Below are 23,596 nucleotides of genomic sequence, written 5' to 3'. Positions count from 1 at the left end.
CTCGTACAGTCGGATATCAGGCGCAGATACGGACGACCGTTCGACCCTTCACCTGCCCTTCGATGAAGGCGGGAAAGGCACCCGGCAGGGCGTCGAACTCGATCACGCGGGTCACTTCGGCCAGATGACGCGGCTTGAGGTCGCTGGCCAGTCGCTCCCATACCCGCTGTCGGGTCGGAAATCCCATGTAACCGGAATCGATGCCGAGCAGGCTGACGCCGCGCAGGATGAACGGGAAAACCGTAGTGTCGAGCTCGAAGCTGGCGGCATTGCCGATGCTCGCCACCGTGCCGGCCTGCTTCATCGTGGCCAGCACCCAGTGCAGGATCTTGCCACCGACGTTGTCCACCGCACCGGCCCAGCGCGCCGCCTCGAGCGGCCGGGTCTTGTCGAAATCGACCTCGGTGCGCAGCAGGATCTCGGCTGCGCCGAGTCCGGTCAGGTAGTCGCGCTCCGACGCCTTGCCGGTCAGCGCCACCACGTGATAGCCGAGCCGGGCCATCATGTCGATTGCCAGGCCACCCACGCCGCCGGTGGCGCCGGTCACGACCACCGGACCGTTGGCCGGTGCCAGGCCGTTGTCCTCCATCCGTACCACCCCCAGCGCCGCGGTAAACCCTGCGGTGCCCAATGCCATGGCTTCGAGCAGGTCCAGTCCGGCCGGCAGCGGCACCACCCAGGCCGCCGGCACCCGCGCAAACTCGGCATAACCGCCGTGGTGCGCAACACCGATATCGAAACTGGTGGCAATGACCTTGTCACCGGTCCTGAAGCGCGGATCGGCACTCTCGATCACTTCGCCCGAAAGATCGATTCCACCCACACAGGGAAAGCGCCGAATGATCTTGCCCGCGCCCGTTGCCGCGAGTGCATCCTTGTAATTGATGCTCGAGTAATGAACTTTGATCAAGACCTCTCCGCCGTCGAGCTGCCCGGGATCGAGCGTGGTCAGCGTACCGGCCACTTTCCGGTTCTCGTCCTGGCTGATCACGAAGGCCTTGAAGGGATTCATCTCGGGGGGCTCCTCTTGGGAAGGGTGCACTCGCCAACCGACGCTGGCCTCGGGGTGCAATTCCGACCAATTATAACGAAAACAGGCGACTCTCCCTTTGGCGGCAACGCAAAGGATCTGCTTTTATTCAGCGCCGGCACGGCAGATAATCAAAACGACGCAACCTCATGAAAGACCTGCCATGGCCCTGCTGACCAAGCCGCTCTCCTCGGTCGACGCCTACGTCGAGTTCTTCTCGCACCAGAAACTCCCTGTGCTGCGTCATACGGTGCGCGAATTCGAGGCCATGCGCGAAGAGATCGACAATGTCAGTGGCAAGCGCATCGCCAGCGTCGTATTGAGCGACCCATTGATGACGATGCGCCTGCTCAGCCATCTCGAGACTCACCGGCGCGACTCGCAGAATCACGATATCACCACCATCGACCGCGCCATCATCATGATGGGCATACAGCCCTTCTTCGAAGCCTTCAAGGATCTCCCCACGGTCGAGGAGGCGCTGGCGGCGCATCCCAAGGCACTGATCGGGGTGCTGAAAGTCATTGGCCGGGCTCGCAAAGCGGCAAAATATGCGCGCGACTGGGCGGTGATCCGCCACGACCTCGATGTCGATGAGATTACCGTTGCGACCCTGTTGCGCGAAGCGACCGACATCGTGTGCTGGATTTTCGCTCCCGAACTGACCCAGCGTGTTCATGCCATGCAGCAGGCGGATCACAACTTGCGCAGTGCGATCGCCCAGCGCGAGGTGTTCGGCACCACCGCCCGCGAAATCCAGCTCGCACTGATCCGGGCGTGGAAGATGCCAGAGCTGCTGGTGCAACTGCTCGACGAAAACCAGCTCGATCACCCGCGAATCCGCACGATCACGCTGGCAACCGATTTTGCCCGGCACGTGGCACGGGGTTGGAACGACGCAGCCTTGCCTGACGACATCGCCGCCATCAGCACCCTGCTCCACGTCTCGCCGGAGTACCTGTTGCGGCGCCTCGGCGCGCCGGACGAAGCGCTGGCCCGCTTCCTGCCGCCGGATAGCCTGTAAACGAACACACAGGCGAACACGGGTCCGCGCAGCGGTATCGCGACGGTCCGCCGGCGCAGACCAGGCCGACACCCACTCCGCTCATCCTGTTTCGGACGAGAAACGCATATGCCGCGCGCAAGCGCTTGTTATACGATGGCGAGCATAAGAATGCAGTGATGCCAAGGGAGCCTGTGAATGAGCATTTCAAGTTCCGTTTTTCTGGGGGTGATCGTGATCGCCCTGCTGTACGGCGTTGTCGTCTATAACGGCCTGATCCGGCTCAAGCACAACGTAGCCAAGGCCTGGGCCAATATCGACGTGCTCCTCAAGCAGCGCCATGACGAACTCCCCAAACTGGTGGAAGTCTGCCGTCAGTACAAGCAGTTCGAGCAGGAAACCCTGGCCCGCGTCACCGAAGCGCGGGCACGCGTGTCGAGCGCACGCGAAAGGCACGACGTGCCGGCCCTCGGAGCCGCGGAAGGCATGTTGCGCATGGGTCTGGGGCAGATCTTCGCGGTGGCCGAGGCTTACCCCGAACTCAAGGCCAACGAGCATTTCATGCAGCTGCAGAGCCGTATCACCGCGCTCGAGAATGCGATTGCCGACCGTCGCGAGTGGTACAACGAATCGGTCAACGTGCATAACGTGCGCATCGAGCAGTTTCCCGACCTCGTCGTGGCACGTCTGTTCCAGTTCCTCGCCCAGCCCCTGCTCGTATTTGCCAGCACCGAAAAGGCGGATGTCGACATGAAGGCACTGTTCAGTGCCTGAGCGTTGTCCGGCCGTACGCTGATACTCGAGGCGGGCTGAGGCATGCTCGTGCGTCTGCGCCGCGACGGCTTCAATGCCGGGCTACCGCTTGCCCAACTCGGCCTGATCGCCTTCGCGCTGCACACCGATACCGCCTGGGGCAGCGTGGCCGCGCTCGCGCTCCTGCTCGCCACCGGCCTGTTCGGCTGGCTGCGCTCGGTCCAGCATGCACGACTGATCCTCGACACCCCCACGTCACGCGTCTCGTCCGCCGCCCAGGGCTATGCCGAACTGCGCGGCCGCGGCCAGCCGCTCGCAGGCGTCCCGGTCCTGTCGCCGCTCAACGGCCTGCCGGTACTTTGGTACCGGCTCACCACCTTGCGCAAGACCAGTGACGGCAAGTGGCGCCATCAGAATACGGTCGAGAGCGATGCGTCCTTCCTGCTCGACGACGGCAGCGGCAGCTGCGCGGTCGATCCCGAAGGCGCAGAAATGCTGGTCCGGCGCCGCGACGTGCACGAGCGCGGCGAGCTGCGTCAGATCCAGTGGTCGCTGATCCGGCATGATCCGATCTACGTGCTGGGGGATTTCACCACCCTGGGCAGCGTTGTCCCGGAACTCGATACCACCGGACAGGTGCGCGATCTGTTGGCGCAATGGAAAGCCAACCCGCCCGAGCTGCTGCAACGCTTCGATCTGAACGGGGACGGCAGCATCGACCTCAAGGAGTGGGAACTCGCGCGCGCCCAGGCCCGGCGCGAAGTCCAGCGCCAGCGCCACGCCGTGCTGGCGGCGCCCGAGACTCATGTGGTACGCAAACCCGCCGACCGTCTGTATCTGATTTCGGATCTCGACCCGCAGCGCATCGCCCGTCGCTACCAATGGTGGGCGGTCTTCCATCTGGCGGTGTTCCTCGCCACGGCGGCCGCCACCGCCTGGTTTCATCAGATCGGGATATTCTGAGCGCCGCTCAGCCTCCCATCCGGCTCTCGAGCGCCTCCCAGCGCAGCATGGCCGCCTCGATCTCGCCATCGAGCGCATCCAGACGGGCGCTGAGTTGCGCCACCTCTGCCGGTGCGTTCTGGTAGAGCGCCGGGTCCGCCAGCTTCGCCTGCACTGCGACCTGCTCGGCTTCGAGCGCCGCGATCCGATCCGGAAGCCCCTCGAGTTCGCGCTTCTCGTTGAATGACAGCTTGTCGCTGCGTTTCGCCGCGGGCCTGTCACCACCGCCCGCCTTCGGTACCGCAGCCTGAGCACGCTGGGCCGCCAGCCGACGCGCCTCGCGCTCCGCCTGCACCCGCTGCCACTCGGCGTAGCCGCCGGCATACTCGCCCCAGCGTCCGTCGCCCTCGGCGGCGATGACCTGGGTGACCACGTTATCCAGAAAGGCACGGTCGTGGCTGACCAGAAACAGCGTGCCATCGTAGTTGGCGAGCAACTCTTCCAGCAGGTCGAGGGTTTCGATGTCGAGGTCGTTGGTCGGCTCGTCGAGCACCATCACGTTAGCCGGGCGCGCAAACAGCCGGGCCAGCAGCAGGCGATTCCGCTCGCCGCCCGACAGCGACTTGACCGGCGAGCGGGCACGCTGCGGCGCGAACAGGAAGTCGCCCAGGTAACCGATGACGTGCTTGCGCTCCCCACCGATCTCGACGAACTCCGACCCGGGGCTGATCACCTCGGTCAGCGGCAGCTCGGGGTCGAGCTGGGCGCGCAACTGGTCGAAGTAGGCGACCGTCAGCCGGGTACCGAGTCGGACGCTGCCCTCGTCCGGCTCGATCTCACCGAGAATGAGCTTGAGCAGGGTGGTCTTGCCGGCCCCGTTGGGGCCGATGAAGCCGATGCGATCACCGCGCATGATCCGGGTGGAAAAATCGTGCACCACCTCACCCTTGCCGAAGCGCTTGAACACGTGGGTCAGTTCGGCGACCATCTGTCCGCTCTTTTCGCCGCGATCGACCGCCAGATTGACGTCACCCAGACGATCGCGTCGGGCCGCACGCTCCCGACGCAAGGCCTCGAGGCGACGCACCCGGCCTTCGTTGCGGGTGCGTCGAGCCTCCACGCCCTTGCGGATCCAGACCTCTTCCTGCGCCAGCATCTTGTCGAAGCGCGCGCTGGCCTTGGCCTCCGCCTCGAGCTCCTCGGCCTTGCGCTGCAGATAGTCGGAGAAGCGCCCCGGATAGCTTGCCAGTCGACCACGGTCGAGTTCGGCGATGCGGGTGGCGACATGATCGAGGAACACCCGGTCGTGGGTGATCACCACCACGGTGCCGCGAAAATCCCGGATCAGCCCTTCGAGCCACAGGATGCCGTCGAGATCAAGGTGATTGGTCGGCTCGTCGAGCAGCAGCAGCTCGGGCTCGGCGACCAGCGCACGGGCGAGCGCCACGCGCTTGATTCCACCGCCCGAAAGGCTGGAAACCTTGACCCCGGCGGGCAGCCCGAGCAGGCCGAGCATCTGCTCCACCTTCTGGTTGAGCCGCCAGCCGTCGGCCTCCTCGACCGCGTGCTGCAACGCATCAAGCCGCGACAAGGCTGCCGGATCGGTGTCGTCCGCCACCGCCACCATCGCGGCATGGTAGTCGACCAGCAGGCGGGCAGCATCGCCCAGCCCGTCGGCGACAGTAGCGAAAACATCGCGATCGAGGGCAAAATCGGCCTCCTGCGGCACGTAGGCAACGGTTAGCCCGGATTGACGCCAGACCGTGCCGTCATCCAGCGTTGCCTGTCCGGCCAGCGCACGAAGCAGGCTGGACTTGCCGGAACCATTGCGTCCGATAAGGGCCACACGCTCGCCCGCGTCGAGCTGAAATTCGGCATGATCGAGCAGGTCGACGTGTCCGAAGGCGAGGCAAGCGTTGTCGACAGAAAGAAGGGGCATGGCGTGCTCGGCGATTTCAGGAGAGTCGAATTCTAACGGTCTGCACCCCTGAAGGGCATGAAGCTGCATAATGCAGCGCAACATATTGCAGCACACCACCGTTGGTGTACTCGGGAATCTACTGGATGGAAACACTTCTAGCGCAATTTTGCGCGCGCTCGGCCGCCGGAGCCGATCAGATCGCCCTCTGGGTCGAGCTGATCGACGGCATTCGTCCGCCGCGCGCCAGCCAGCATGAAAAGGCCGGAGAGGCGCTACGGGCGCTGACCCGCGATCTCGCACTCCGGCCCGAGCAGCGCGCCGTGGTTCAGGCATCGTTTCTGCGCCTCTTCGTCGAGCACAAGCAGGTGTCGCTGTACGTGTCGTCGGGCCTGCTGCCGTCGACCGGCTTCTTCTCCGAGACCGCCCGCCGCATCTCCGACCGCCTGCTGCCGGACGTCGTCGACACGAGCTACATGAAAGATCTGCTGTCGGTGGTGTTTCACCGCCAGGACGACGAGATCTGGGTCAATGCGGTGGCGGACGAGATCTGGATCGACCTGCTTCGGACCCTGCTCGCCGAGGACCGGGCCGTCGTCGTCGAACCTGCCCACGGCGAACTTCCGTGCGAGCTTCCATTCGCCGTATCGGAAATCCTCGAAGCGCTGCGGATGCTGTCCTATCACGTATCGGCGGTCGGCCTCGATCCGGATCTGGTCCGGGTCGATCCGCAGCTCGAAGAGTTCGAATCGCCCTTTCTCGCCCAGAACGCCGAGGTCGTGCGCTATCTCGGCCATTACCGGACCTGGTGGTGCGAGCCGGACACGCCACTGGAGGACGAAGGGCATCTGTCGGTGATGCTCGACCAGTGCGACGAAGTGCTGCAACGCATCCGCCGGCGCGCAACCCGGAGTGGAACGAGTCTCACCCTGACTTTCAAGCTCGAAAGATTGCGTCAGCATCTCGACCGCATGAGCGAGCTGCTCGGGCTGTTGCGCGATCTGCACGGCTCGCGCGACGCGCTTCCCCTGCTGCCGCGCGCGGTCATGCTGTTCAAGGAACTGGTGCACGCCGAATGTCGCAAGAACCGGCTGTCGGACTACTGGGGAACGAACGTCGAACTGCTGTCGTTGCGTATGACCGAAAGCGCGAGCAAGACCGGCGAACACTACATCACCTCGAACCGCAGCGAATATTTCGGCATGTTGCGCTCGGCCGCCCTTGGTGGCCTGATCATTGCGCTGATGAGTGCAATCAAGATCGTCCTCGACCGCCAGGGCTTCGCGCCGCTGAACGAACTGCTGAGCTTTTGCCTGAACTATGGCATCGGCTTTGCGCTGATTCATGTCCTCGGGGGCACCGTCGCCACCAAACAACCGGCCATGACCGCCAACGCGATCGCCGCGTCGATCGGCGAGACCCGGGGCAAGTCGCGCAATCTCGACAACCTGGCCGATCTGGTCGTGCGTACCGTACGCAGCCAGATCGCCGCGATTCTGGGCAACGTCGGGGTGGCGATTCCGGTGGCGATCGTGTTGTCGCTCGCCGTATTGAGGGCCTCGGGCACGCCGTTCATCGACACCGCCACGGCGGACCACCTATTGGCGGACGCCGATCCGCTTGGCGGCGCGCTGTTCTTCGCCGCAGTGGCCGGTGTCTGCCTGTTCCTGTCGGGACTGATCTCGGGGTACTACGACAACCTTTCGGCCTACAACCGCGTACCGCAACGGCTGCTGCAATTGCGCTGGCCACGACGCCTGTTCGGCGAAGCACGCATGCTGCGCATCACTGCTTACGTCGAGAACAATCTGGGGGCGCTCGCAGGTAACTTCTTCTTCGGCTTCCTGCTCGGGGGCGCAACGGCCGTCGGGGTGCTATTCGGTTTGCCGATGGACATCCGCCACATCGCGTTTTCATCGGCCTACGTCGGCTACTCGATTGCCGCCTTCGACTTCGGCCTGCCGCTGCAAACGGTGGCCGTTGCCATGCTCGGCGTCGTGCTCATCGGCCTGGTGAACCTGGTGGTGAGCTTCACCCTCACGCTCTATGTCGCGATGCGCGCCCGTCGCATCACCTTTGCTCAGGGCCGTACCCTGAGCAGCCTGATGCTACGGCGCATGCTCACCCGCCCGCACGAGTTCTTCATTCCGCCGGGGAACGCCCCCACATCCAGGTCCGCAGCCGATCCCGCGGCCCGCGCCAACCCCACCGATGCAGTGGCGGCAAGCCCGCCAGGGGCCGTCAACGGTCAGGGCGAAGCCCCGCGTCCACAATCGTCGCTTTGAGCCACAGCGCCAACCGGCTAGAATGCCGGCCGACCTCCTTGTAGTTCAATGGATAGAACAGCCGCCTCCTAAGCGGCAAATGTGGGTTCGATTCCCGCCGAGGAGACCAGCTCGCACCACCGCAATCGCAGCCCGCTCACTGCAGGCCGTTGATCAACCGGATCAGGTGTTCCACCGGAATGGCGTAGCTGATGCCGGACGGGTCGCTCAGCACGTTCTCCTTGGTGGATTTCACGAACACCATGTTGATCACCCCCAGCACTTCGCCCGAATCGGGATTGAACATCGGACTGCCGCTATTGCCCGGATAGGCTGTGGCGTCGAGCTGATACACCCGGAATTCCTCGCCCGCCAGGCGCCGAACCAGCGCCGGATTGAGATCGCGAGCATTACCTTGCGGGATGCCGATCGGCGTAATTGCAGCAATGATGCCGCGGTGGGTGACCGGCGTCATCCCCAGTACGTTGCCGATGGGGAAGCCGGTAAAGGCCACCGACTGACCTTCGAGCGGCCGGGTGCCAGCCGCCAGCACCAACGCCGGAAGCGGCTCCCCGCCCACCAATCGAAGCACCGCAAGGTCACGATTGAGGTCTGTCTTCACGCGGGTGACCTGACGAACCGCACGGGTATGCTCATCACCGGGCAGCACGGCCACCAGCATCTCAAGCCTGTCCTCCCCGACACTGTCGGGGAGGACATGCGCATTGGTCGCAATCAGGTGCCCGTTGCCGACGGCAAAACCGGTGCCGAGAAAACGGAACGCCGGGCTGCGCGTCCGCTGATAGGTCCCAATCGCAACCACCGACGTCTTGATTCTGGGCACGACCTCGACCAGCCCGGCCTGTGCCGGCAGCATCGCCATCCAGCACAGCATCCCGAGCAGCAGAGCCCCGCCACGACGTCCACCACCGACAACAGACACCCTCACGAGCCCCCGCCCTTTTGTGCCGCCAGGCGCAGGGTCGAGATCGCCTGACTGGGCGCGACGACACTGCTGTCGTAAGGGTGCTGCGCGTTGCGGACAAACGCGAGAATGCGCTCCACATAGCGCCGCGTTTCGCGATATGGCGGCACGCCGCGGAAACGTTCGACGGCGCCCTCGCCCGCATTGTAGCCAGCGGCGGCGAGCGCGATATCCCCCTCGAAATACGCCAGCAGCCAGCGCAGGTAGGCAAGCCCGCCCCGGATGTTGTCCTCGGGATCGAGCGGCTTGCGCACATTGAAGCGCGCGGCGGTCGACGGAATGAGCTGCATGACCCCCATCGCATTTTTCGGCGACAGTGCGACCGGGTTGAGGTTCGACTCGGCCAGCGCAATGGCGAGCGCAAGGCGAGGCCGTATGCCATAGCGCGGCGCAAGGTCCACCAGCAGCCGGGCGATACGCTGGCGATCACCCGACATCGCAGCGATCAGTTCATCCGCTGGCCGGTCCTCGCGCATCGTGGCGCGGGACGAATGCAGGCAATCCGGCGCCGCACCGGTGTAATCGCCCGTGTAGCGCATCATCCGACCTGCATGGGCATTACCGCGGGAAGCCGCCATCGCGAACAGGGTGCCCGCATACTCGTCATTGCGCGTCACGCCTCGTGCGTTCGCGTACATCCAGCCGAGCGCATACATCGCGTCGGGATTGCCCAGACGCGCGGACTCGCAGTAGAGCGCGGCAGCACGCCCGGGATCGCGCCTTACGCCCTCGCCATGCTCATAACTCAAGGCCTGCTCGGCAAGGGCGCGCGCCTGTCTGGCAAGGGGCCCAGTTGCAAGGCCCTTGTCCGCCGCCGCAAGGGCAGGCGCAAAGGCGCATAGCGCTCCGCCAAGGACACTCCATGCCATCGGCCTCAGCCGCCATACAGACACACTCCCACCTCCCTCTTGTCGCCGGCCCGCACGCGTCAGAGACGCCACACCTTCGCGCCGGCAGCGCTCAACGCGGTCATGTCATAAGCCGATTTCACGTCGGTGAAAACCCCACCCGCAAGCAGCTTGGCCAGCATGCGATCGAGCGGCATCTGCAAATATTCCATATGGGAAACCGCAGCCACGATCGCCCCGGCCTGGGGCAGATCGTCCCACGCGGTGAGTGCAACACCATACTCGTGCATGGCCTCGTCCGACTCGGCAACCGGATCATGCACGTGCACCTTGCAGCCGTAGCTCTGCAGTTCGCGGATCACGTCTATCACCTTGCTGTTGCGCAGATCCGGGCAGTTCTCCTTGAACGTCAGACCCAGCACGATGACATCGGCCCCCTTGATGCTGGAGCCGGCACCGATCATTTCCTTGACCGTCTGCTCCGCCACATATTTGCCCATTCCATCGTTGATCCGCCGTCCGGCAAGAATCACCTGCGGGTGATAGCCGAGCATGTCGGCCTTGTGGGTCAGGTAGTAGGGATCGACCCCGATGCAGTGACCGCCCACCAGGCCCGGCCGGAACGGGAGGAAATTCCACTTCGTGCCGGCCGCCTTGAGCACTTCCAGCGTATCGATCCCGATCTTGTGGAAAATGAGCGCCAACTCGTTCATCAGCGCGATGTTGAGATCGCGCTGGGTGTTCTCGATCACCTTGGCCGCCTCGGCGACCTTGATCGAACTGGCCGGATAGACCCCGGCGGTGATCACCGCGCCGTACACCTGTTTCACCGTCTCGAGCGTCTCGGGCGTGTCTCCCGACACCACCTTGACGATCTTGGTCACGGTGCGCTCCTTGTCGCCCGGGTTGATCCGCTCCGGCGAGTAGCCGACAAAGAAATCCTGCTTCCAGGTCAGACCGGATTCGCGCTCGAGGATCGGAATGCAGATCTCTTCGGTTGCACCCGGATAGACGGTCGACTCATACACCACGATCGCGCCACGCTTGAGATTGCGCCCCACGGTCTGCGAGGACTTGACCAGCGGCGTGAAATCCGGCTGATGGGCGTCGTCCACGGGCGTCGGAACCGCCACGATGATGAAGTCCGCATCCTTCAGTACCGAAGGGTCGGTGTGGCAGCTCAACTGGGTCGCGGCGCGAAGGTCCTCCGCCGCGACTTCCCCGGTCGGATCGACAAAATCGCGGTAAGCCGCGACCTTCTCGACCGAAAGATCGAACCCGATGGTACGGAACTTCTTTCCGAATTCGACTGCCAGCGGCAGACCCACATAGCCCAGACCAATAACGGCGATCGTACTCATTGACTGATATCCTTGATCGAATCCTGACAAAACCGCTTATTCATTGTTGTTGCTTCCTGGCCCCCGTCGATGTGGCAGAGTCCCGCCAGCGCAGGAATGACAGACACGACAGGGTCAAACCACTCCGGTCACAGCGTCTTCAACAGCGCGGCGGCTTCCGTATGCGCCGGAGTTCCTTCCTTCAGCTTGGGCATCAGAATCTCGAGTTCCTTGCGCGCATCCGCTTTCCGGTCCAGCTTTGCATAGGCCTTGGCGAGATTCAACCGCAGCGGCGGGAGATTTGGTGCGAGCGAAACAGCGCGCAAAAGATTGGCCAAACCTTTCTCCGCCTGTCCGTAATCGACCTGGATCACGCCTGCAGTATCGAGTATGACCGGATTGTCCGGCGCCAATGCAAGGGCCTGCTCGGCGTACTCGAGGGCCTGTCGATCCTTGGTTGCAGCGGCAGTCCACGCCAGATTGTTCAGGATCAGCGCATTGCCAGGCTTCAGTTCGTTCATTTCGCTGAACATCTTGGCGGCGTCGGCATAGCGTTTCTCGGACAACGCGCGTTCGGCAACGTAGCCACGCACGACCAGGTCCTTCGGCTCGGCGCGCAGCCATTCGGCGATCAGCTTGTCGGCATCGGCTTTTCGGTCGCTACGCATCAAGGCGCCGTTCAGCTTGGTCACGAGTTCTCCGCTCTTCCCCCGGTCGGCGGCTTTCCGATAGGCCGCTGCGGCTTCGGGCCACCGTCCGGCCTCCCCCAGCACATCGCCTTCGAACACATAGCCGATCGCGGCATCGGGCCGTTGCTTCTGAACAGCCTTCGCGGTAGCGAGCGCACCGGCCCGATCCCCGCGGGTAACCTGAATGGCGATCAGCCGCTGCTGCGCCTCCAGCAGGTCCGGTTTGAGCGCCAGGGCCTTGCGCAGGTTTTGCTCGGCAGCGGTGTCATCCTTCGCCTGACGCTGCACCTCCGCCAGCAGCAACAGCGGGGCCGGCGACTGCGGCAGGAGGCCTGCCAGCTTGTTGAGCGAAGCCATGGCCTGCTGCGTTTCACCAGATGCCAGTTGGGCGCGTGCGAGCGCATCGACCGCCCGTGGCTCATTGGGCTGGGCGCTTGTCGCCTGCTGTGCAATGGTCATTGCCTTGGCAGGTTCGCGGTTGCGCAGGTGATGCCGGACCAGCGCCAGTCGCGGCGGAAGCAGGCCGGGGCCGGCCTCTGCCGCGCGCTCCAGGGTCGCCAGCACCTCCGCGGCACTGGCTCCCGTTGCGTTCTGCAAGTCGGCATACGCGAGCAGCGCATCCACGTTTTTCGGGTTCTGCTTGATGATGCTTTCGAACCGGGCTTTGGCCGCATCGGGCTTCTTGTCGGCGAGATCGAGCCGGGCAAGGTTAACCTGCGCCGGGAGAAAGTCCGGCTTCAGTTTTGCTGCGTGCTCGAAAGCCGCGCGCGCACCGGCCTGGTCCTTCTTGGCGAGCAGGATTCCGCCTTTCAGATTGTGGGTTTGCGGATCATCCGGCCGCTTGCCCTCCAGTGTCTTCTGCGCCGCCAATGCCTTGTCGAACTCGTTACGCCGCATGTAGGCGAGGATCATTGCCAGATCGGCCTGACCCGAGGACTCGTCAAGGCCGGAAGCTGCCTCCAGGTCTGCAAACGCGCCTTCGGAATCGCCGCCGGCAAGCCGGGCAACACCCAGGCGGGTACGCGCGCTGGCGTCATCGGGCGCTGCGGCCGCGGATTTCGCGAAGAAAACCTCGGCCTTCTCAAAATCACCCGTGGCCAGATAGATCTGCCCCGCCAGTCCCTGCATGGCGGGGTCTGGATTCGGCGTCGCCAGCAGCGGCTGAACGACTTCCAGCGCACGGGTGGCTTCCCCCGACGCCAGATGCGAGGCGGCAAGCAGCCTGCGCGCGAGGATATGGCCGGGAGCACGCGCCAGCACATTGGCAAGATGCGTGCGAGCCATCGCATGCTCGTTCAGACGCATCAGCACCGATCCGGCAAGCAGTTGCCCGGGCACGAAGTCCGGTGCATTCTTGACCACGTCCAGTACGCCCTCACGGGCCTCGGCCATGCGGCCGTTCTGAAAATCGAGGAAGGCCTGCACGTAGCGGGTATACGGATGCTTGGGCGCGATCTTCTTCATCGCTTCCAGTTGCTTGGCCGCGGCGTCGAAATCATTCTGGCGAAGGAGCAGGGAGATCAGCGCAAAGTGCTGGCCGACTGCTTCCGGACGGGCACGGACGGCTGCCTCCAGCGCCTTGATCGCTGCCTCCGGCTTGCCCTGGGCGAGCATGGCGTCGGCCAGCAGTACCTGCGCTTCGACCAGGTCTGCGTCCTGGGCCACAGCGGCTTCAGCCTCCGCCTGAGCACCCACCGCATCGCCGGACAAGAGCTTGGCGCGCCCCAGGCCCACGCGCGCCAGGCCGTTTTCGGGGCTGATCGAAAGTGCGGATTCAAAAGCACTTCGTGCCGCGGCGACATCGGCCTTGGCAAGGCGGGCTTCGCCAATCACGGTCAGCAACTGGCCCTGGGCCGCGGGGTCGCCGAGCGTCGTGTTCCCGTAGTCCTTCAGCACGCGATCGAATTGGGCCGAACGCAGCAGTGCGCGGGCGAGCAAGGGCGTGACCTGATCGGCCGGATAACCGAGCTCCTCGGCGCGCAGCAACTCCTTGACCGCACCGGGTACATTCCCCTGTTCCAGATTGATTCTGCCCAGCAGGAAGCGGCCTTCTGCCAGATTTCCGTTCTCCTGCAACGCGTTCTTCAACTGGATGGAGGCGGCGTTGATATCGTTTTTGGCCAAGTAGGCCTTGGCCGAATCGATCATGGCCTCGGGGCTGTCGCTGCAGCCTGCCAGCACCAGCGCAGACACAAGCGCGGTTGCGGTGGCGCGGGCCCGATTGGACCAGGCAGCATTGCTCGGTTTGTTACGGGGGGCAGACAAGATCAGTTCTCCTTCTTCAATCCGAATCGATTCATGAGGTCGTATAAGGACGGCCGACTGACGCCCAGAATTTCGGCGGCTTTGGCAATATTGCCATTGGTTCGGGCAATGACGCGCAGCACCGCCCGGCGTTCGGCTTCATCGCGGACATGTCTTAAATTTAGATGATCGAGGGCCTCGTCCACACCGGCCAGTCCGAGATCCTCGGCCGAGATGCGGTTGGAGTCGGCCATGATCACGGCACGTTTGAGACAGTTCTCGAGTTCGCGCACATTGCCCGGCCATGCGTGCGCCTCGATGGCCGGAATCGCATCCTCTGCCAGATGCATCGAGCCGCGCCCGTTCTCCGCGGCAAAGCGCTGCGCAAAGGCATGCGCAAGCAGGACGGCGTCACCTTCCCGATCGCGCAAGGGCGGAATCGCGACCACGATCTCGGCCAGACGGTAATAGAGGTCCTCGCGGAACAGGCCGGCCTGGATCTGGGCCTTGAGATCGCGGTGCGTCGCGCACACCACCCGCACATCGACGGGAATCTCCTGGCGCCCGCCGATACGCTCGATCACCCGCTCCTGCAGGAAACGCAACAGCTTGGCCTGCAAGGACATCGGCAGATCGCCGATTTCATCGAGGAACAGCGTGCCTTTGTGGGCGGTCTCGATCTTGCCGAGGGTCTGTTTTGCCGCGCCCGTGAACGCCCCTTTCTCGTAGCCGAACAACTCGCTCTCGAGCAGGTTCTCGGGAATCGCCGCGCAGTTGATCGCGACAAAGCGCTCCTTGACCCGCGGCGACATCGAATGCAAGCCGCGCGCGAGCACTTCCTTGCCGGTGCCGCTCTCGCCCAGCAGGGTGACCGTGGCCGCGGCGGATGCGACCTTCTCGATCGTACGGCACACCTTGAGCATCGACGGCGCACGCGTAAGCAGCCCCGCGAGCGCTCCGGACTGAAGCTGCTTGAGTCTCGCGTTCTCGGCCTGCAGATCGTGCAGGCGAAAGGCCCGCTCGATGGTCAACGCCAGCAGATCGGGTTCGAACGGCTTGCCGAAAAAATCATAGGCGCCCATGCCCACTGCGCGCACCGCATTTTCGCGGTCGTGCTGCCCGGTCAGGACGATGACTTTGGTATCGGGCATCAGCACAAGCATTTCTGCAAGGAGCAGAAAACCCTCGGATACGTCGTCGGGCGCGGGTGGCAGACCGAGGTCCATCGTCACCACCGCGGGTTCGTGACGACGCAACTGCGCAATCGCGCTCTCACGGTCGCTTGCCAGTACCGTTTCAAACCCGTCAAACGCCCACCGCATCTGCTTCTGAAGGGTGAGATCGTCTTCGACGATCAGTAAGGTTCGCTGCTTCTCAGCCATGCTGACTGATGACTCCCTGGTCTTCACCTGAACTGGTACGGGCGATCCGCGGCAGATCTACCGTCACCCTGGTACCCACGCCTTCCTCGCTCTCGAAACGCACGTCGCCACCCAGTTCCCTGACGTACTGACGGGTTTCGAAAACACCGATTCCCATGCCGCTGGCCTTGGTCGTTTCGAACGGGCGCGCAAGGCGATCCCTGAGAAAGCTCTCGGACATGCCGCGCCCGGTGTCCTCGACAATGACACGGATTCTGCCCGCCTCTTCGGAATGCACTCGTACTGACACCTTACCATCCTCCGGAGTCGCTTCAAGAGCATTCTGCACGATGTGTCCGATCACGCGCTCGAGCCGTTCGGGATGAGCCAGCACGATGCCCTCGCCCTCGGCGGGGACGCTCAGATCGAGCGGCGGCAGTTGATCGCGCTTGCGGAATCTGATGCCTTCGACAACCGCGGAAATGTCCACCGCCCGGGGCGGATCGATCGAGCGCTTCTCCTGCAGTTGCGTCATCAGTCCGCGCATGCGCGACTCCACATGCGCCACGGTTTCGAGCATGTCGTCCTGAAATGCGGGATTGTGGCGATGCCGCTCGGCGTTCTTGAGCATTAACGACAATTGCGCCACCAGATTCTTCAGATCGTGCACGACGAACGCCGACATCCGGTTGAACGACTCGAATTTTTGCGCCTCGAGAAGCGCCTCTGCCGACTGCATCCGCTCGAGGTAGCTGGCCGCCTGCCGCTGGGCGGTCTTCAGGAGGTCGAGGACCTCCCAGTCGATCTCGAACGGGGCACGCGGAGCGGTAAGAACGACGAAACCGACCAGGTTGCCGCCGCTCTTGAGCGGCACCAACAGCCAGGCCTCGGGAAAATACGCGAGCCATTCCGGCAACACGAGCCCCTTGTACACTGCCGGACTGAAGCGGTACTCCTCCAGATTGATCACCCATTCGCGCTCGTCCATGAACCGGATCAGCGGCGAGTCGCTCGGCTCGCGAAACTCGGTTGCCTGTTGATTCAGCCGCGAATAGACCGCGAAGCTGCCGTCGCCCCCCCGCATCCACAGACTCCCGCCCGGACTCTCCACCAGGTCCGACAGCGCCCTGATGACGGACTGGCCAAAATCCAGCTTCCCGTCGGAGGACGACAGGGCCTGGGTGAAGCGCAACCATTCGGTACGATAGTCGTAGCGATAGGGAAACAGATGCTTGTTGATGAATACCCGCAGTCGCGCGCGCTGGGCGCCGGAAAAAATGAACACCGCGAGCAGGACCAGTGCCGCAAACATCAAGGTCGCCTGCAACGCCCTGCCCCAGTCCCCCCCGAAATAGCGGACGTAGTATCCGGCACCCGCGACGATCAACAGGTACAGGCCGGCGACTGCCAGGGCGGTGGAGTGGAAGACCACTTCCCGCGACAGGGACATCCTCAACGACCATGAGGGATTGCGCGCTCCCGACAGCGCGATCAACGGCAGCACGAGGGCGTGCGCGAGACCGCGCACGGCCCAGATGTCGGGATCCAGGCGGCCAAACAGGAAGGCTTCGGCAAAGAGGTAGAGTTCGAACATGTAGCCGGCGCTCAAACCGAGACACAAGGGTTTGAGCCCCCATCGCGCCTCGACCGGCATACCGCGATAGACCTGCTCGACCAATACCAGCCCGAGCACCGCCGACGCGAGGGACAGCGCAATCGCCGACCGCGACATGATCTGGTCGGGTAACAACTCGAATCCCGCCAGCACCACGCCGAGCAACTGCGCCGTCACGACCAGCAAGGAGACCACGAACGGCCAGCGCATGCCTTGCGCCAGAAGCGGTCGCAACAGGATCAGGAGAAAAGCGAACCAGGCACCCGAGCGAAAAACATCGAGCACCAGTGCAAGCTGGAACAGCCATGAGACCGGATTGCTCGCAAACCAGGCGCCGGACAGCGCCCATGCACACGACGTCGCTACCGCGAGGAGAAGTACACCGCCCTGGGGGGCACCCCGCCACGCTGCATAGAGATAGACACCGAACCCGAAATAGGCAAAGGCTGCGAGACCGTAGCCCCACACCGCAAAATCAGCCAACGCTTACCCCCTGCGCCAGAACTTCCGGCAGATATCTGCAACTCCGGCGAACGATACTCCCGGGCGGCAAGGGAATGCCGAAAAGCTCAGTGCGCCCCCTCTCCGGTCAGGACGACCCGAACCGTCTCGAAAAGCACCAGGGTATCGAGCACCAGCGTATGGTTTTTCACATAGTACAGATCGTACTGCAGCTTCTGGATCGCATCATCAACTGACGACCCGTACTGGTACCGTACCTGGGCCCAGCCGGTCACGCCGGGCTTGACACAGTGGCGGACACCATAGAAGGGAATCTCGCGCGCCAGCTGGTCCACAAAGTAGGGCCGCTCGGGACGCGGGCCGACCAGACTCATGTCGCCGACCAGCACATTCAGAAGCTGGGGCAATTCATCGATGCGCAGCTTGCGGATCACCCGCCCAACACGCGTCGCACGATCGTCGTTGGACGCAGCCCAGCGCGGCTTTCCATCCTTCTCCGCGTCGGTGCGCATGCTGCGGAACTTGGTCACCTTGAAGATCTTGCCGCCGTGACCCACGCGTTCCTGACGGTAGAACACCGGCCCACCGTCCTCGAACAGGATCAACAACATCGTGACCAGCATGACCGGTGCGGCAATGATCAGCAGCCCGAGCGCCGCGAGCAGGTCGAAACTGCGCTTGATCACTGTCCGACCGAAGTTCTGCCGAAATCCGTCGCCATAGATGAGCCAGCTCGCGCGCAGCGAGTCGACCCGCACCTGTCCCTGTACGCGCTCGAAGAACGACGACAGGTCCAGCACCCGTATGCCGGCGAGCTTGCAGTCGAGAAGCTCCCGCAACGGCAGCACCCCGCCGCGACGCTCGCGAACCGCGACAATCACCTCGCTCACCCGCAGACGCTTGACCGTTTCGACCAGCCCCCCGCCCGACAGGACTTTGCGCGGATCGACCTCGACCGCATCGTCCCCTCCCGGAGAGAAGAAGCCGACGACCTCCATCCCGCCTTGAGCGGGGTGCGACAGGGCGCGTTGAACGGTCACGGCATCAGGACCGGTGCCGATAATGAGAACACGCGGTGCGAACAGTGCCGACGACTGGCGCCGGTTCACCATCGCGCGCATGGACAGCACGACCCCGAGCAACAGCAGGACCGACGCCTGCATGGCCGCCGAGGTGAACACCGACCACGGAAGCAGGTGAAAGACGCCGTACGCCACCGGCAGGCTGACCACCACGGAAAGCAGCACGCGGACCACCGCCGAGCGCTGGGAGTCGTCCGCAGCAGGGCGATAGAGCCCCATGGCCGAGTTCAACACCACCATGGCGACCGCAAACACCAGGGCCGAAGGCACGAGTACCGCCCACTCGATCGCCTCTGCATGAAGCTGGAAGGTGACGGCAACGACCACGGCGACGAAAAGAAGCAGTGCGTCCAGGAAGATCTGTTGCAACGTATGTGAAGGAAAATAGTGACTGAATACCTTCAGCATGATGGTCCCTTGTAGCCAGTGATAACGCGGCCCTGCAACGGCAACATGTCGCGGAAGCAACCGTGCGGATTTCCATGAACACGATAGCGGATCCTCGAGCACTTCCGCGTTAAACTGGTCACGAACGACATCAGCCCGCCCCCAAATCGAAAGAACGATCTCAAGCCATTGTTTTTATTAAAATTTATCATAACTTCTTATTTTTTGACGGTGAATCTTAGCACAGTCGCATGACTGTCTCGCGTCCCACCGTTCCCACTGCCGACAGCATTCGCTGCAAGGCTTATACGCTATGCTCGAGCATTCGAGACGATCGGCTTGCCAGCCCGTTGTCGTACCGGTTTTGTCCCGCTTCGATCAGGAGAATGCAATGCCCGCTGATATCCGTGACTTCTCGGAGATGTACGGTTACAACTTTGAAGACCTCAAGGAAGGCATGACGGCGGCCGCCTCCCGGACCGTCACCGATGCCGACATCCTCATGTTTGCCGGCGTGTCGGGAGACACCAATCCGGTGCACCTGGATGGCGAGTTTGCGGCCAGCACGATGTTCGGGGGCCGGATCGCACATGGAATGCTCTCGGCGGCCTACATCTCGACCGTATTCGGCACGCGCCTGCCGGGCCCGGGCTGCATCTACCTCTCGCAAACCCTGAAGTTCAAGGCGCCGGTGAAGGTTGGCGACACGGTTGTTGCACGGGTGACCCTGACCGCGCTGAAACCCGAAAAGCGGCGGGCCGTGTTCTCGACGGTTTGCACGGTGGGCGCGACCGAGGTTCTGACCGGCGAAGCCGAGATCTTCATCCCGCCGCGCGCCTGAACCAGGCCTGAACTGCGACCGGCGTCGCCTGCCGACCCCGGTCTCAGCGCCGCTTCGGGCCCGACATACAGCGCTCCGGTTCTTGCAAATGGGTTATTTCCGGCTATGAATGAATTACCAGAAATAAACGACGAGAGCACCGCGTCCATCTTGGGGTGCTCTTTCCGGGCCGACAGAGAGGCTGGCCGGAGTCGTGCCGTAGTGCGGAAACGTATGGAATCCCAGGCGGAAAGATCCTTGCGTCTCCCCTAGGGCGCGCCATCATGCCGCATCGCCCGATGTCGCCCCGCCCAGCAGGGAGGACGCATCGTGAAGCGTGTGCTGGTTGTTGCCACTCTGTTCGCCGTGGTGGTTGCCGTGGCGATTCCGCTCACGGCAACCACGCCGCCCGCCGCCGCACCGGCAGCGGTTGCCGAAGGCAAGCCAGCCGCAGTCGCACAGGTGGTACACGAGCAGGACACGCCCTACTATGAGGCCTGCGCGCGCGAGGGGCTCGACGCATCCGAGTGCGCCGGCCGCCTGATCTGGTTCAAGGCCACCGCGGGCAACGAGCGCTTCCACACCTACGTCTTCCAGCAGCGCGTCGGCGTACTCATCGACTGGTACCGGGTGTTGCGCGGCGACCAGCGCGGCGACCGCTTTCGCGCCTGGGGGATCATCAACGACCCGTCGTGCTGCACGCCAGGCACGGACAACTGCCCGGCGAAGAGTTTCGACGAGACCTACGGCCTCGACTGGTGCCCGGGCGACGAGGAACTGCTCGGCTACGTCGGCCGTGGCGGCTATCGCGATCCGGCCTGCGATTTCCGTGATGCGCCGTTGCGAACGGACGAGGTCCATGGCCCCGCCGACCAGCGTCACTCGGCCTGCGACCTGCGCTTCGGCACCTCGACCGGCGCACTGGGCATCCGCAAGTTCCCGAACCCGCGCTTCGACAAGGAGGCGTGGCAGCGCCTCAACGGCGCCCCGGGAAGCTGGGAAGGCTACAACCGTCCGATCGCCGCGGCCGGCGGCGGCAGCGAGGCGGCGCGCTCGCACCTGCAGGACGGCGCGATCGAGCCTCCCTTCCTGATCGGCACCTCGTGCGGTTCGTGCCACATCGCCTTCGACCCGCTCAACCCGCCTGCCGACCCCGCAGAACCGGAGTGGGAGAACATCAAGGGCCTGATCGGCAACCAGTACACCCGAATCTCCGAGATCATGGTCTCGGGCATGGCCAGCAATACCCTCGAATGGCAGATGTTCGCCCATGCACGCCCCGGCGCCAGCGACACCTCGGCCATCCCCACCGACCAAGTGAACAACCCCGGCACCATCAATGCGCTGATCAACATCGCCAAACGCCCGACTTTCGCCGACGAGTCGGTGCTCAAATGGCGCAAGGTCAGCTCCTGCGGCGACGACAAGGATGAGGCGAGCTGCTGGTGCGAACCCGGCCGCGACGGGAAGTGCTGGAAAAAGTCGCTGCAGCAGGAGACCGTGCATCACATCCTCAAGGGCGGTGAAGACTCGATCGGTGCCCTCGAGGCCATCCAGCGCGTGTATTTCAACATCGGCTCATGTTCCGAGCAGTGCTGGATGAACCACCTCTCCGATCTGCGCCAGCTCGATCCGCAGCAACGCGGCTTTGGCCAGACGCCGTTCGACATCGGCCAGTGCCGGCGCGACTGTCCCAACTTCCGCGCGATCGAGGACAGGCTGACGAATATCCTCGACTTCTTCATGTCGGCGGAGGCCAACGCCACCGATCTGCGCGAAGCGCGCGAAAACGTGCTGCGCGCGGCCACGCCCACCGCCCGCTACACCGATCAGGACCTGATTGCCGATCTCGAGGGCGAGTTCGGCACCGGCGCGGTAGCGCGCGGACGCGAGATCTACGCCAGCACCTGCGCGCGCTGCCACTCCAGCCAGGCCGAAGCCGCGAGCGGTCAACTGGCCAGCCTCGATTTCCACAAACTCGATCTTGCCACCGGCCTGCGCGAGGACTGGCTCGGAAACGACCGCAGCACACCGGTGTCCGAAGTCGGCACGTTCCGCTGTCGCGCCCTCCACTCGAACCACATGAGCGGCCGCGTGTGGCAGGAATATGGCTCGGAAACCCTGCGCGCCCAGGCCCCCGACCCCAATGTGAAGGAACCCGGTGACGGCGGCCGCGGCCACTATCGCAACCTGTCGCTGCTCAACCTGTGGGCACACGCACCCTTCCTGCACAACAATGCGCTCGGTCCCGAGCTGTGCGGCAAACCGCAGACCGCCGCCAACGACTTCTATGCCAGGCGTCCGCGCTACGTCGATGGCAACACCGCCCAGCTGCTGCCGGCGGACCAGCAACCGGCGTGCTTCGAGTACGACCCCAGCGTCGACGGACGCTACCGGCTGTACAAGGCCTCGATGGAGGAACTGCTGAACCCGGCCCGGCGCATCCCCAAGGTGACCCTGCTCAACGAGGACGTCACCATGCGCATCGGCCCGCGGCTGTGGGACGGGACCGACAAGGAGAAGTTGCTCGGCCTCGAGCTCACCATCCCCAGCGAGATCGGTGGCCGCGGCGTCACCGCCGGAACCATCGGCAACTTCCAGCACAAGCAGTTCGTCGTCGATCTGGTGCGGGCCAGGACCGCACCCGAGGAGCTGGAGGCAAGCCTGACCCAGCGCTTCGGCGCAGAGACCGGCGGCCGGGTGCTCGAAGACCTGAAGGCAATCGGCGCCGAGCTCGCGGGCAAGCCGAGCGCGCTGGTCGACGCGCTCAAGGCGCGGCCGCACCTGATCAAGCAGACCTACAGCAGTTGCACCGCCGAGATCGAGAACGAAGGTCACCGCTTTGGCGAGGACCTGCCCGACGCGGACAAGCAGGCGCTGATCGCCTTCCTGGCCACGCTGTGAATGCACGGAGGACGCCATGAACCATGCCACGCTCGCCATTCGCGCCACTTGCGTCGCCGTGCTGGCCGTTTCCGGCTGCGGCTTCTTCGACAGCGCCGACAAGGCCGCGCCCGAGATCGCGTTCGCGCCGTACGCCGAGGGCTACGCCGCCAAGCCGGACTTTGCCCAGCTCGACTACCGCCACCCGCTGTCGACCGCCGACCTGTACAAGATCACGCCGAAGAACCTGTCCTTCCTCGACCAGGAGCAGATCGACCAGATCTACGCCCGGCTGACCGCGGGGCCGATTCCGGATGGTGCGTTCGAGGGCGACCTGTTCTTTCCCCGTGGCGGCAGCGGCAAGCTGCGCCTGTCGGAGATCGCCGGCGGCGGTTTGAAGGGGCTGCTGGTGAACGTCGCCGGCGCCAAGCTCGATGCGGTCGGCGAAATCCTGTGGAAAGGCAAGGTTTTCTATCGCGACGAAGGCCTGCTGCGTAACCGCATCGAGGACCTCACCACGCTGAAGAAGCTGGGTCTGGTCGAGGAAAGTGACGAAAACCCGCTGCAGAAGACCACCATCGACGGCAAGGACCAGTGGCTCCTGTTCCCGGCCAAGCTCTATTGCGGCCAGAGCCTGCTCGACAGTCGCCGCGAATCGATCATCATCGACTACGCCTTCACCGACGAACTGCCGGGCTACCGGCGCATGCCGGACCAGTTCGGCGGGCGCGACGGATTTGCCATCCGCGACGAGATCCGCATGGTCTATCCCGGCTTCTACCTCGGCCGCGCCTACATGGATCGCGCCTTCGTGGTGAATTTCGTCCTGTACAACAAGGACATCGCCGAACGCGCCCGCGACGAGTTCATGAAGACCGGCCAGGTGCAGCAGGACTGCTGGATCGGTACCCAGCAGCGCATGGTCGTCGCTGCGCGCATGGTTTCCGGGTAGCGGCCGGAGCATACCGGA

16 protein-coding genes and 1 tRNA gene are annotated in these 23,596 nt (G+C 63.9%); 8 read left to right on the top strand and 9 right to left on the bottom strand.

Going from position 1 to position 23,596, the window contains the following annotated elements; genetic code table 11:
* Positions 1-16 precede the first annotated feature (16 nt).
* A complete protein-coding gene (locus tag AC3A35_RS17430; RefSeq protein ID WP_487437462.1) occupies positions 17-1,012 on the bottom strand; it encodes an oxidoreductase in 996 nt (331 codons plus the stop codon).
* Between the two features lie 181 nt (positions 1,013-1,193).
* Between AC3A35_RS17430 and AC3A35_RS17425 the strand changes: the two genes are divergently transcribed.
* The 3 genes from AC3A35_RS17425 (at position 1,194) to AC3A35_RS17415 (ending at position 3,749) form a co-directional block, all read left to right on the top strand.
* Positions 1,194-2,054 carry an HDOD domain-containing protein gene (locus AC3A35_RS17425; protein ID WP_487437461.1) on the top strand — a complete coding sequence of 287 codons (861 nt, stop codon included), beginning with the start codon at positions 1,194-1,196 and terminating at the stop codon, positions 2,052-2,054.
* A 177-nt stretch (positions 2,055-2,231) separates the two neighbouring features.
* Positions 2,232-2,807 carry a LemA family protein gene (locus AC3A35_RS17420; RefSeq protein WP_487437460.1) on the top strand — a complete coding sequence of 192 codons (576 nt, stop codon included), beginning with the start codon at positions 2,232-2,234 and terminating at the stop codon, positions 2,805-2,807.
* Between the two features lie 42 nt (positions 2,808-2,849).
* Entirely contained in the window at positions 2,850-3,749 is a 900-nt protein-coding gene (locus AC3A35_RS17415; protein ID WP_487437459.1) for an EF-hand domain-containing protein, read from the top strand.
* A 7-nt stretch (positions 3,750-3,756) separates the two neighbouring features.
* Here AC3A35_RS17415 and AC3A35_RS17410 read toward each other — a convergent pair whose 3' ends face one another.
* On the bottom strand, positions 3,757-5,667 hold the full coding sequence (locus AC3A35_RS17410; RefSeq protein WP_487437458.1) for an ATP-binding cassette domain-containing protein: 1,911 nt from the start codon (positions 5,665-5,667) through the stop codon (positions 3,757-3,759).
* Positions 5,668-5,792: 125 nt separating this feature from the next.
* Here AC3A35_RS17410 and AC3A35_RS17405 point away from each other — a divergent pair, with 125 nt between their 5' ends.
* Both AC3A35_RS17405 and AC3A35_RS17400 read left to right on the top strand, forming a co-directional pair.
* A complete protein-coding gene (locus AC3A35_RS17405; RefSeq protein WP_487437457.1) occupies positions 5,793-7,931 on the top strand; it encodes a site-specific recombinase in 2,139 nt (712 codons plus the stop codon).
* Positions 7,932-7,965: 34 nt separating this feature from the next.
* A tRNA-Arg gene (locus AC3A35_RS17400) sits at positions 7,966-8,040 on the top strand.
* Between the two features lie 27 nt (positions 8,041-8,067).
* Here AC3A35_RS17400 and AC3A35_RS17395 read toward each other — a convergent pair.
* The 7 genes from AC3A35_RS17395 to AC3A35_RS17365 all read right to left on the bottom strand — a co-directional run bounded on the left by AC3A35_RS17395 (position 8,068) and on the right by AC3A35_RS17365 (position 18,944).
* On the bottom strand, positions 8,068-8,793 hold the full coding sequence (locus AC3A35_RS17395; protein WP_487437456.1) for a S1 family peptidase: 726 nt from the start codon (positions 8,791-8,793) through the stop codon (positions 8,068-8,070).
* 62 nt (positions 8,794-8,855) lie between these two features.
* Positions 8,856-9,764, bottom strand: a complete 909-nt coding sequence (locus tag AC3A35_RS17390; protein WP_487437455.1) for a lytic transglycosylase domain-containing protein — start codon at positions 9,762-9,764, stop codon at positions 8,856-8,858.
* Positions 9,765-9,823: 59 nt separating this feature from the next.
* The gene (locus AC3A35_RS17385; protein WP_487437454.1) at positions 9,824-11,104 is read right to left on the bottom strand and encodes a nucleotide sugar dehydrogenase; all 1,281 of its coding nucleotides are present in this window, start codon (positions 11,102-11,104) and stop codon (positions 9,824-9,826) included.
* A 128-nt stretch (positions 11,105-11,232) separates the two neighbouring features.
* A complete protein-coding gene (gene prsT / locus AC3A35_RS17380) occupies positions 11,233-13,965 on the bottom strand; it encodes an XrtA/PEP-CTERM system TPR-repeat protein PrsT (RefSeq protein WP_487437453.1) in 2,733 nt (910 codons plus the stop codon).
* Between the two features lie 74 nt (positions 13,966-14,039).
* Positions 14,040-15,398: a PEP-CTERM-box response regulator transcription factor gene (prsR, locus tag AC3A35_RS17375; protein ID WP_487437452.1), complete on the bottom strand. Its 1,359-nt coding sequence runs from the start codon at positions 15,396-15,398 to the stop codon at positions 14,040-14,042.
* Entirely contained in the window at positions 15,391-17,475 is a 2,085-nt protein-coding gene (prsK, locus tag AC3A35_RS17370) for an XrtA/PEP-CTERM system histidine kinase PrsK (protein WP_487437451.1), read from the bottom strand. Before prsK ends, prsR begins: the two co-directional genes overlap by 8 nt.
* An 86-nt stretch (positions 17,476-17,561) precedes the next feature.
* Positions 17,562-18,944 (bottom strand): TIGR03013 family XrtA/PEP-CTERM system glycosyltransferase, encoded by a 1,383-nt coding sequence (locus tag AC3A35_RS17365; RefSeq protein WP_487437450.1) that lies wholly within the window; start codon positions 18,942-18,944, stop codon positions 17,562-17,564.
* A 370-nt stretch (positions 18,945-19,314) separates the two neighbouring features.
* Between AC3A35_RS17365 and AC3A35_RS17360 the strand changes: the two genes are divergently transcribed.
* The 3 genes from AC3A35_RS17360 to AC3A35_RS17350 all read left to right on the top strand — a co-directional run bounded on the left by AC3A35_RS17360 (position 19,315) and on the right by AC3A35_RS17350 (position 23,578).
* The gene (locus AC3A35_RS17360) at positions 19,315-19,764 is read left to right on the top strand and encodes a MaoC family dehydratase (protein WP_487437492.1); all 450 of its coding nucleotides are present in this window, start codon (positions 19,315-19,317) and stop codon (positions 19,762-19,764) included.
* Between the two features lie 309 nt (positions 19,765-20,073).
* The gene (locus AC3A35_RS17355) at positions 20,074-22,647 is read left to right on the top strand and encodes a cytochrome c (protein ID WP_487437449.1); all 2,574 of its coding nucleotides are present in this window, start codon (positions 20,074-20,076) and stop codon (positions 22,645-22,647) included.
* Positions 22,648-22,663: 16 nt separating this feature from the next.
* Complete coding sequence (locus AC3A35_RS17350; RefSeq protein WP_487437448.1) at positions 22,664-23,578, top strand: hypothetical protein; 915 nt, start codon at positions 22,664-22,666, stop codon at positions 23,576-23,578.
* Positions 23,579-23,596 lie beyond the last annotated feature (18 nt).

This window comes from Azoarcus sp. Soil_N_20 (assembly GCF_057656155.1).
Note: the sequence above shows the minus strand (reverse complement) of the source record. Positions and strands in the feature narration are given on the sequence as shown.

Coding starts and splice junctions, on each gene's coding strand:
- AC3A35_RS17360 (WP_487437492.1), top strand. CDS start 19,315: ATGCCCGCTGATATCCGTGACTTCTCGGAGATGTACGGTTACAACTTT.
- AC3A35_RS17425 (WP_487437461.1), top strand. CDS start 1,194: ATGGCCCTGCTGACCAAGCCGCTCTCCTCGGTCGACGCCTACGTCGAG.
- AC3A35_RS17405 (WP_487437457.1), top strand. CDS start 5,793: ATGGAAACACTTCTAGCGCAATTTTGCGCGCGCTCGGCCGCCGGAGCC.
- AC3A35_RS17420 (WP_487437460.1), top strand. CDS start 2,232: ATGAGCATTTCAAGTTCCGTTTTTCTGGGGGTGATCGTGATCGCCCTG.
- AC3A35_RS17350 (WP_487437448.1), top strand. CDS start 22,664: ATGAACCATGCCACGCTCGCCATTCGCGCCACTTGCGTCGCCGTGCTG.
- prsR (WP_487437452.1), bottom strand. CDS start 15,398: ATGGCTGAGAAGCAGCGAACCTTACTGATCGTCGAAGACGATCTCACC.
- AC3A35_RS17365 (WP_487437450.1), bottom strand. CDS start 18,944: ATGCTGAAGGTATTCAGTCACTATTTTCCTTCACATACGTTGCAACAG.
- AC3A35_RS17385 (WP_487437454.1), bottom strand. CDS start 11,104: ATGAGTACGATCGCCGTTATTGGTCTGGGCTATGTGGGTCTGCCGCTG.
- AC3A35_RS17430 (WP_487437462.1), bottom strand. CDS start 1,012: ATGAATCCCTTCAAGGCCTTCGTGATCAGCCAGGACGAGAACCGGAAA.
- AC3A35_RS17415 (WP_487437459.1), top strand. CDS start 2,850: ATGCTCGTGCGTCTGCGCCGCGACGGCTTCAATGCCGGGCTACCGCTT.
- AC3A35_RS17390 (WP_487437455.1), bottom strand. CDS start 9,764: ATGGCATGGAGTGTCCTTGGCGGAGCGCTATGCGCCTTTGCGCCTGCC.
- AC3A35_RS17410 (WP_487437458.1), bottom strand. CDS start 5,667: ATGCCCCTTCTTTCTGTCGACAACGCTTGCCTCGCCTTCGGACACGTC.
- AC3A35_RS17395 (WP_487437456.1), bottom strand. CDS start 8,793: ATGGCGATGCTGCCGGCACAGGCCGGGCTGGTCGAGGTCGTGCCCAGA.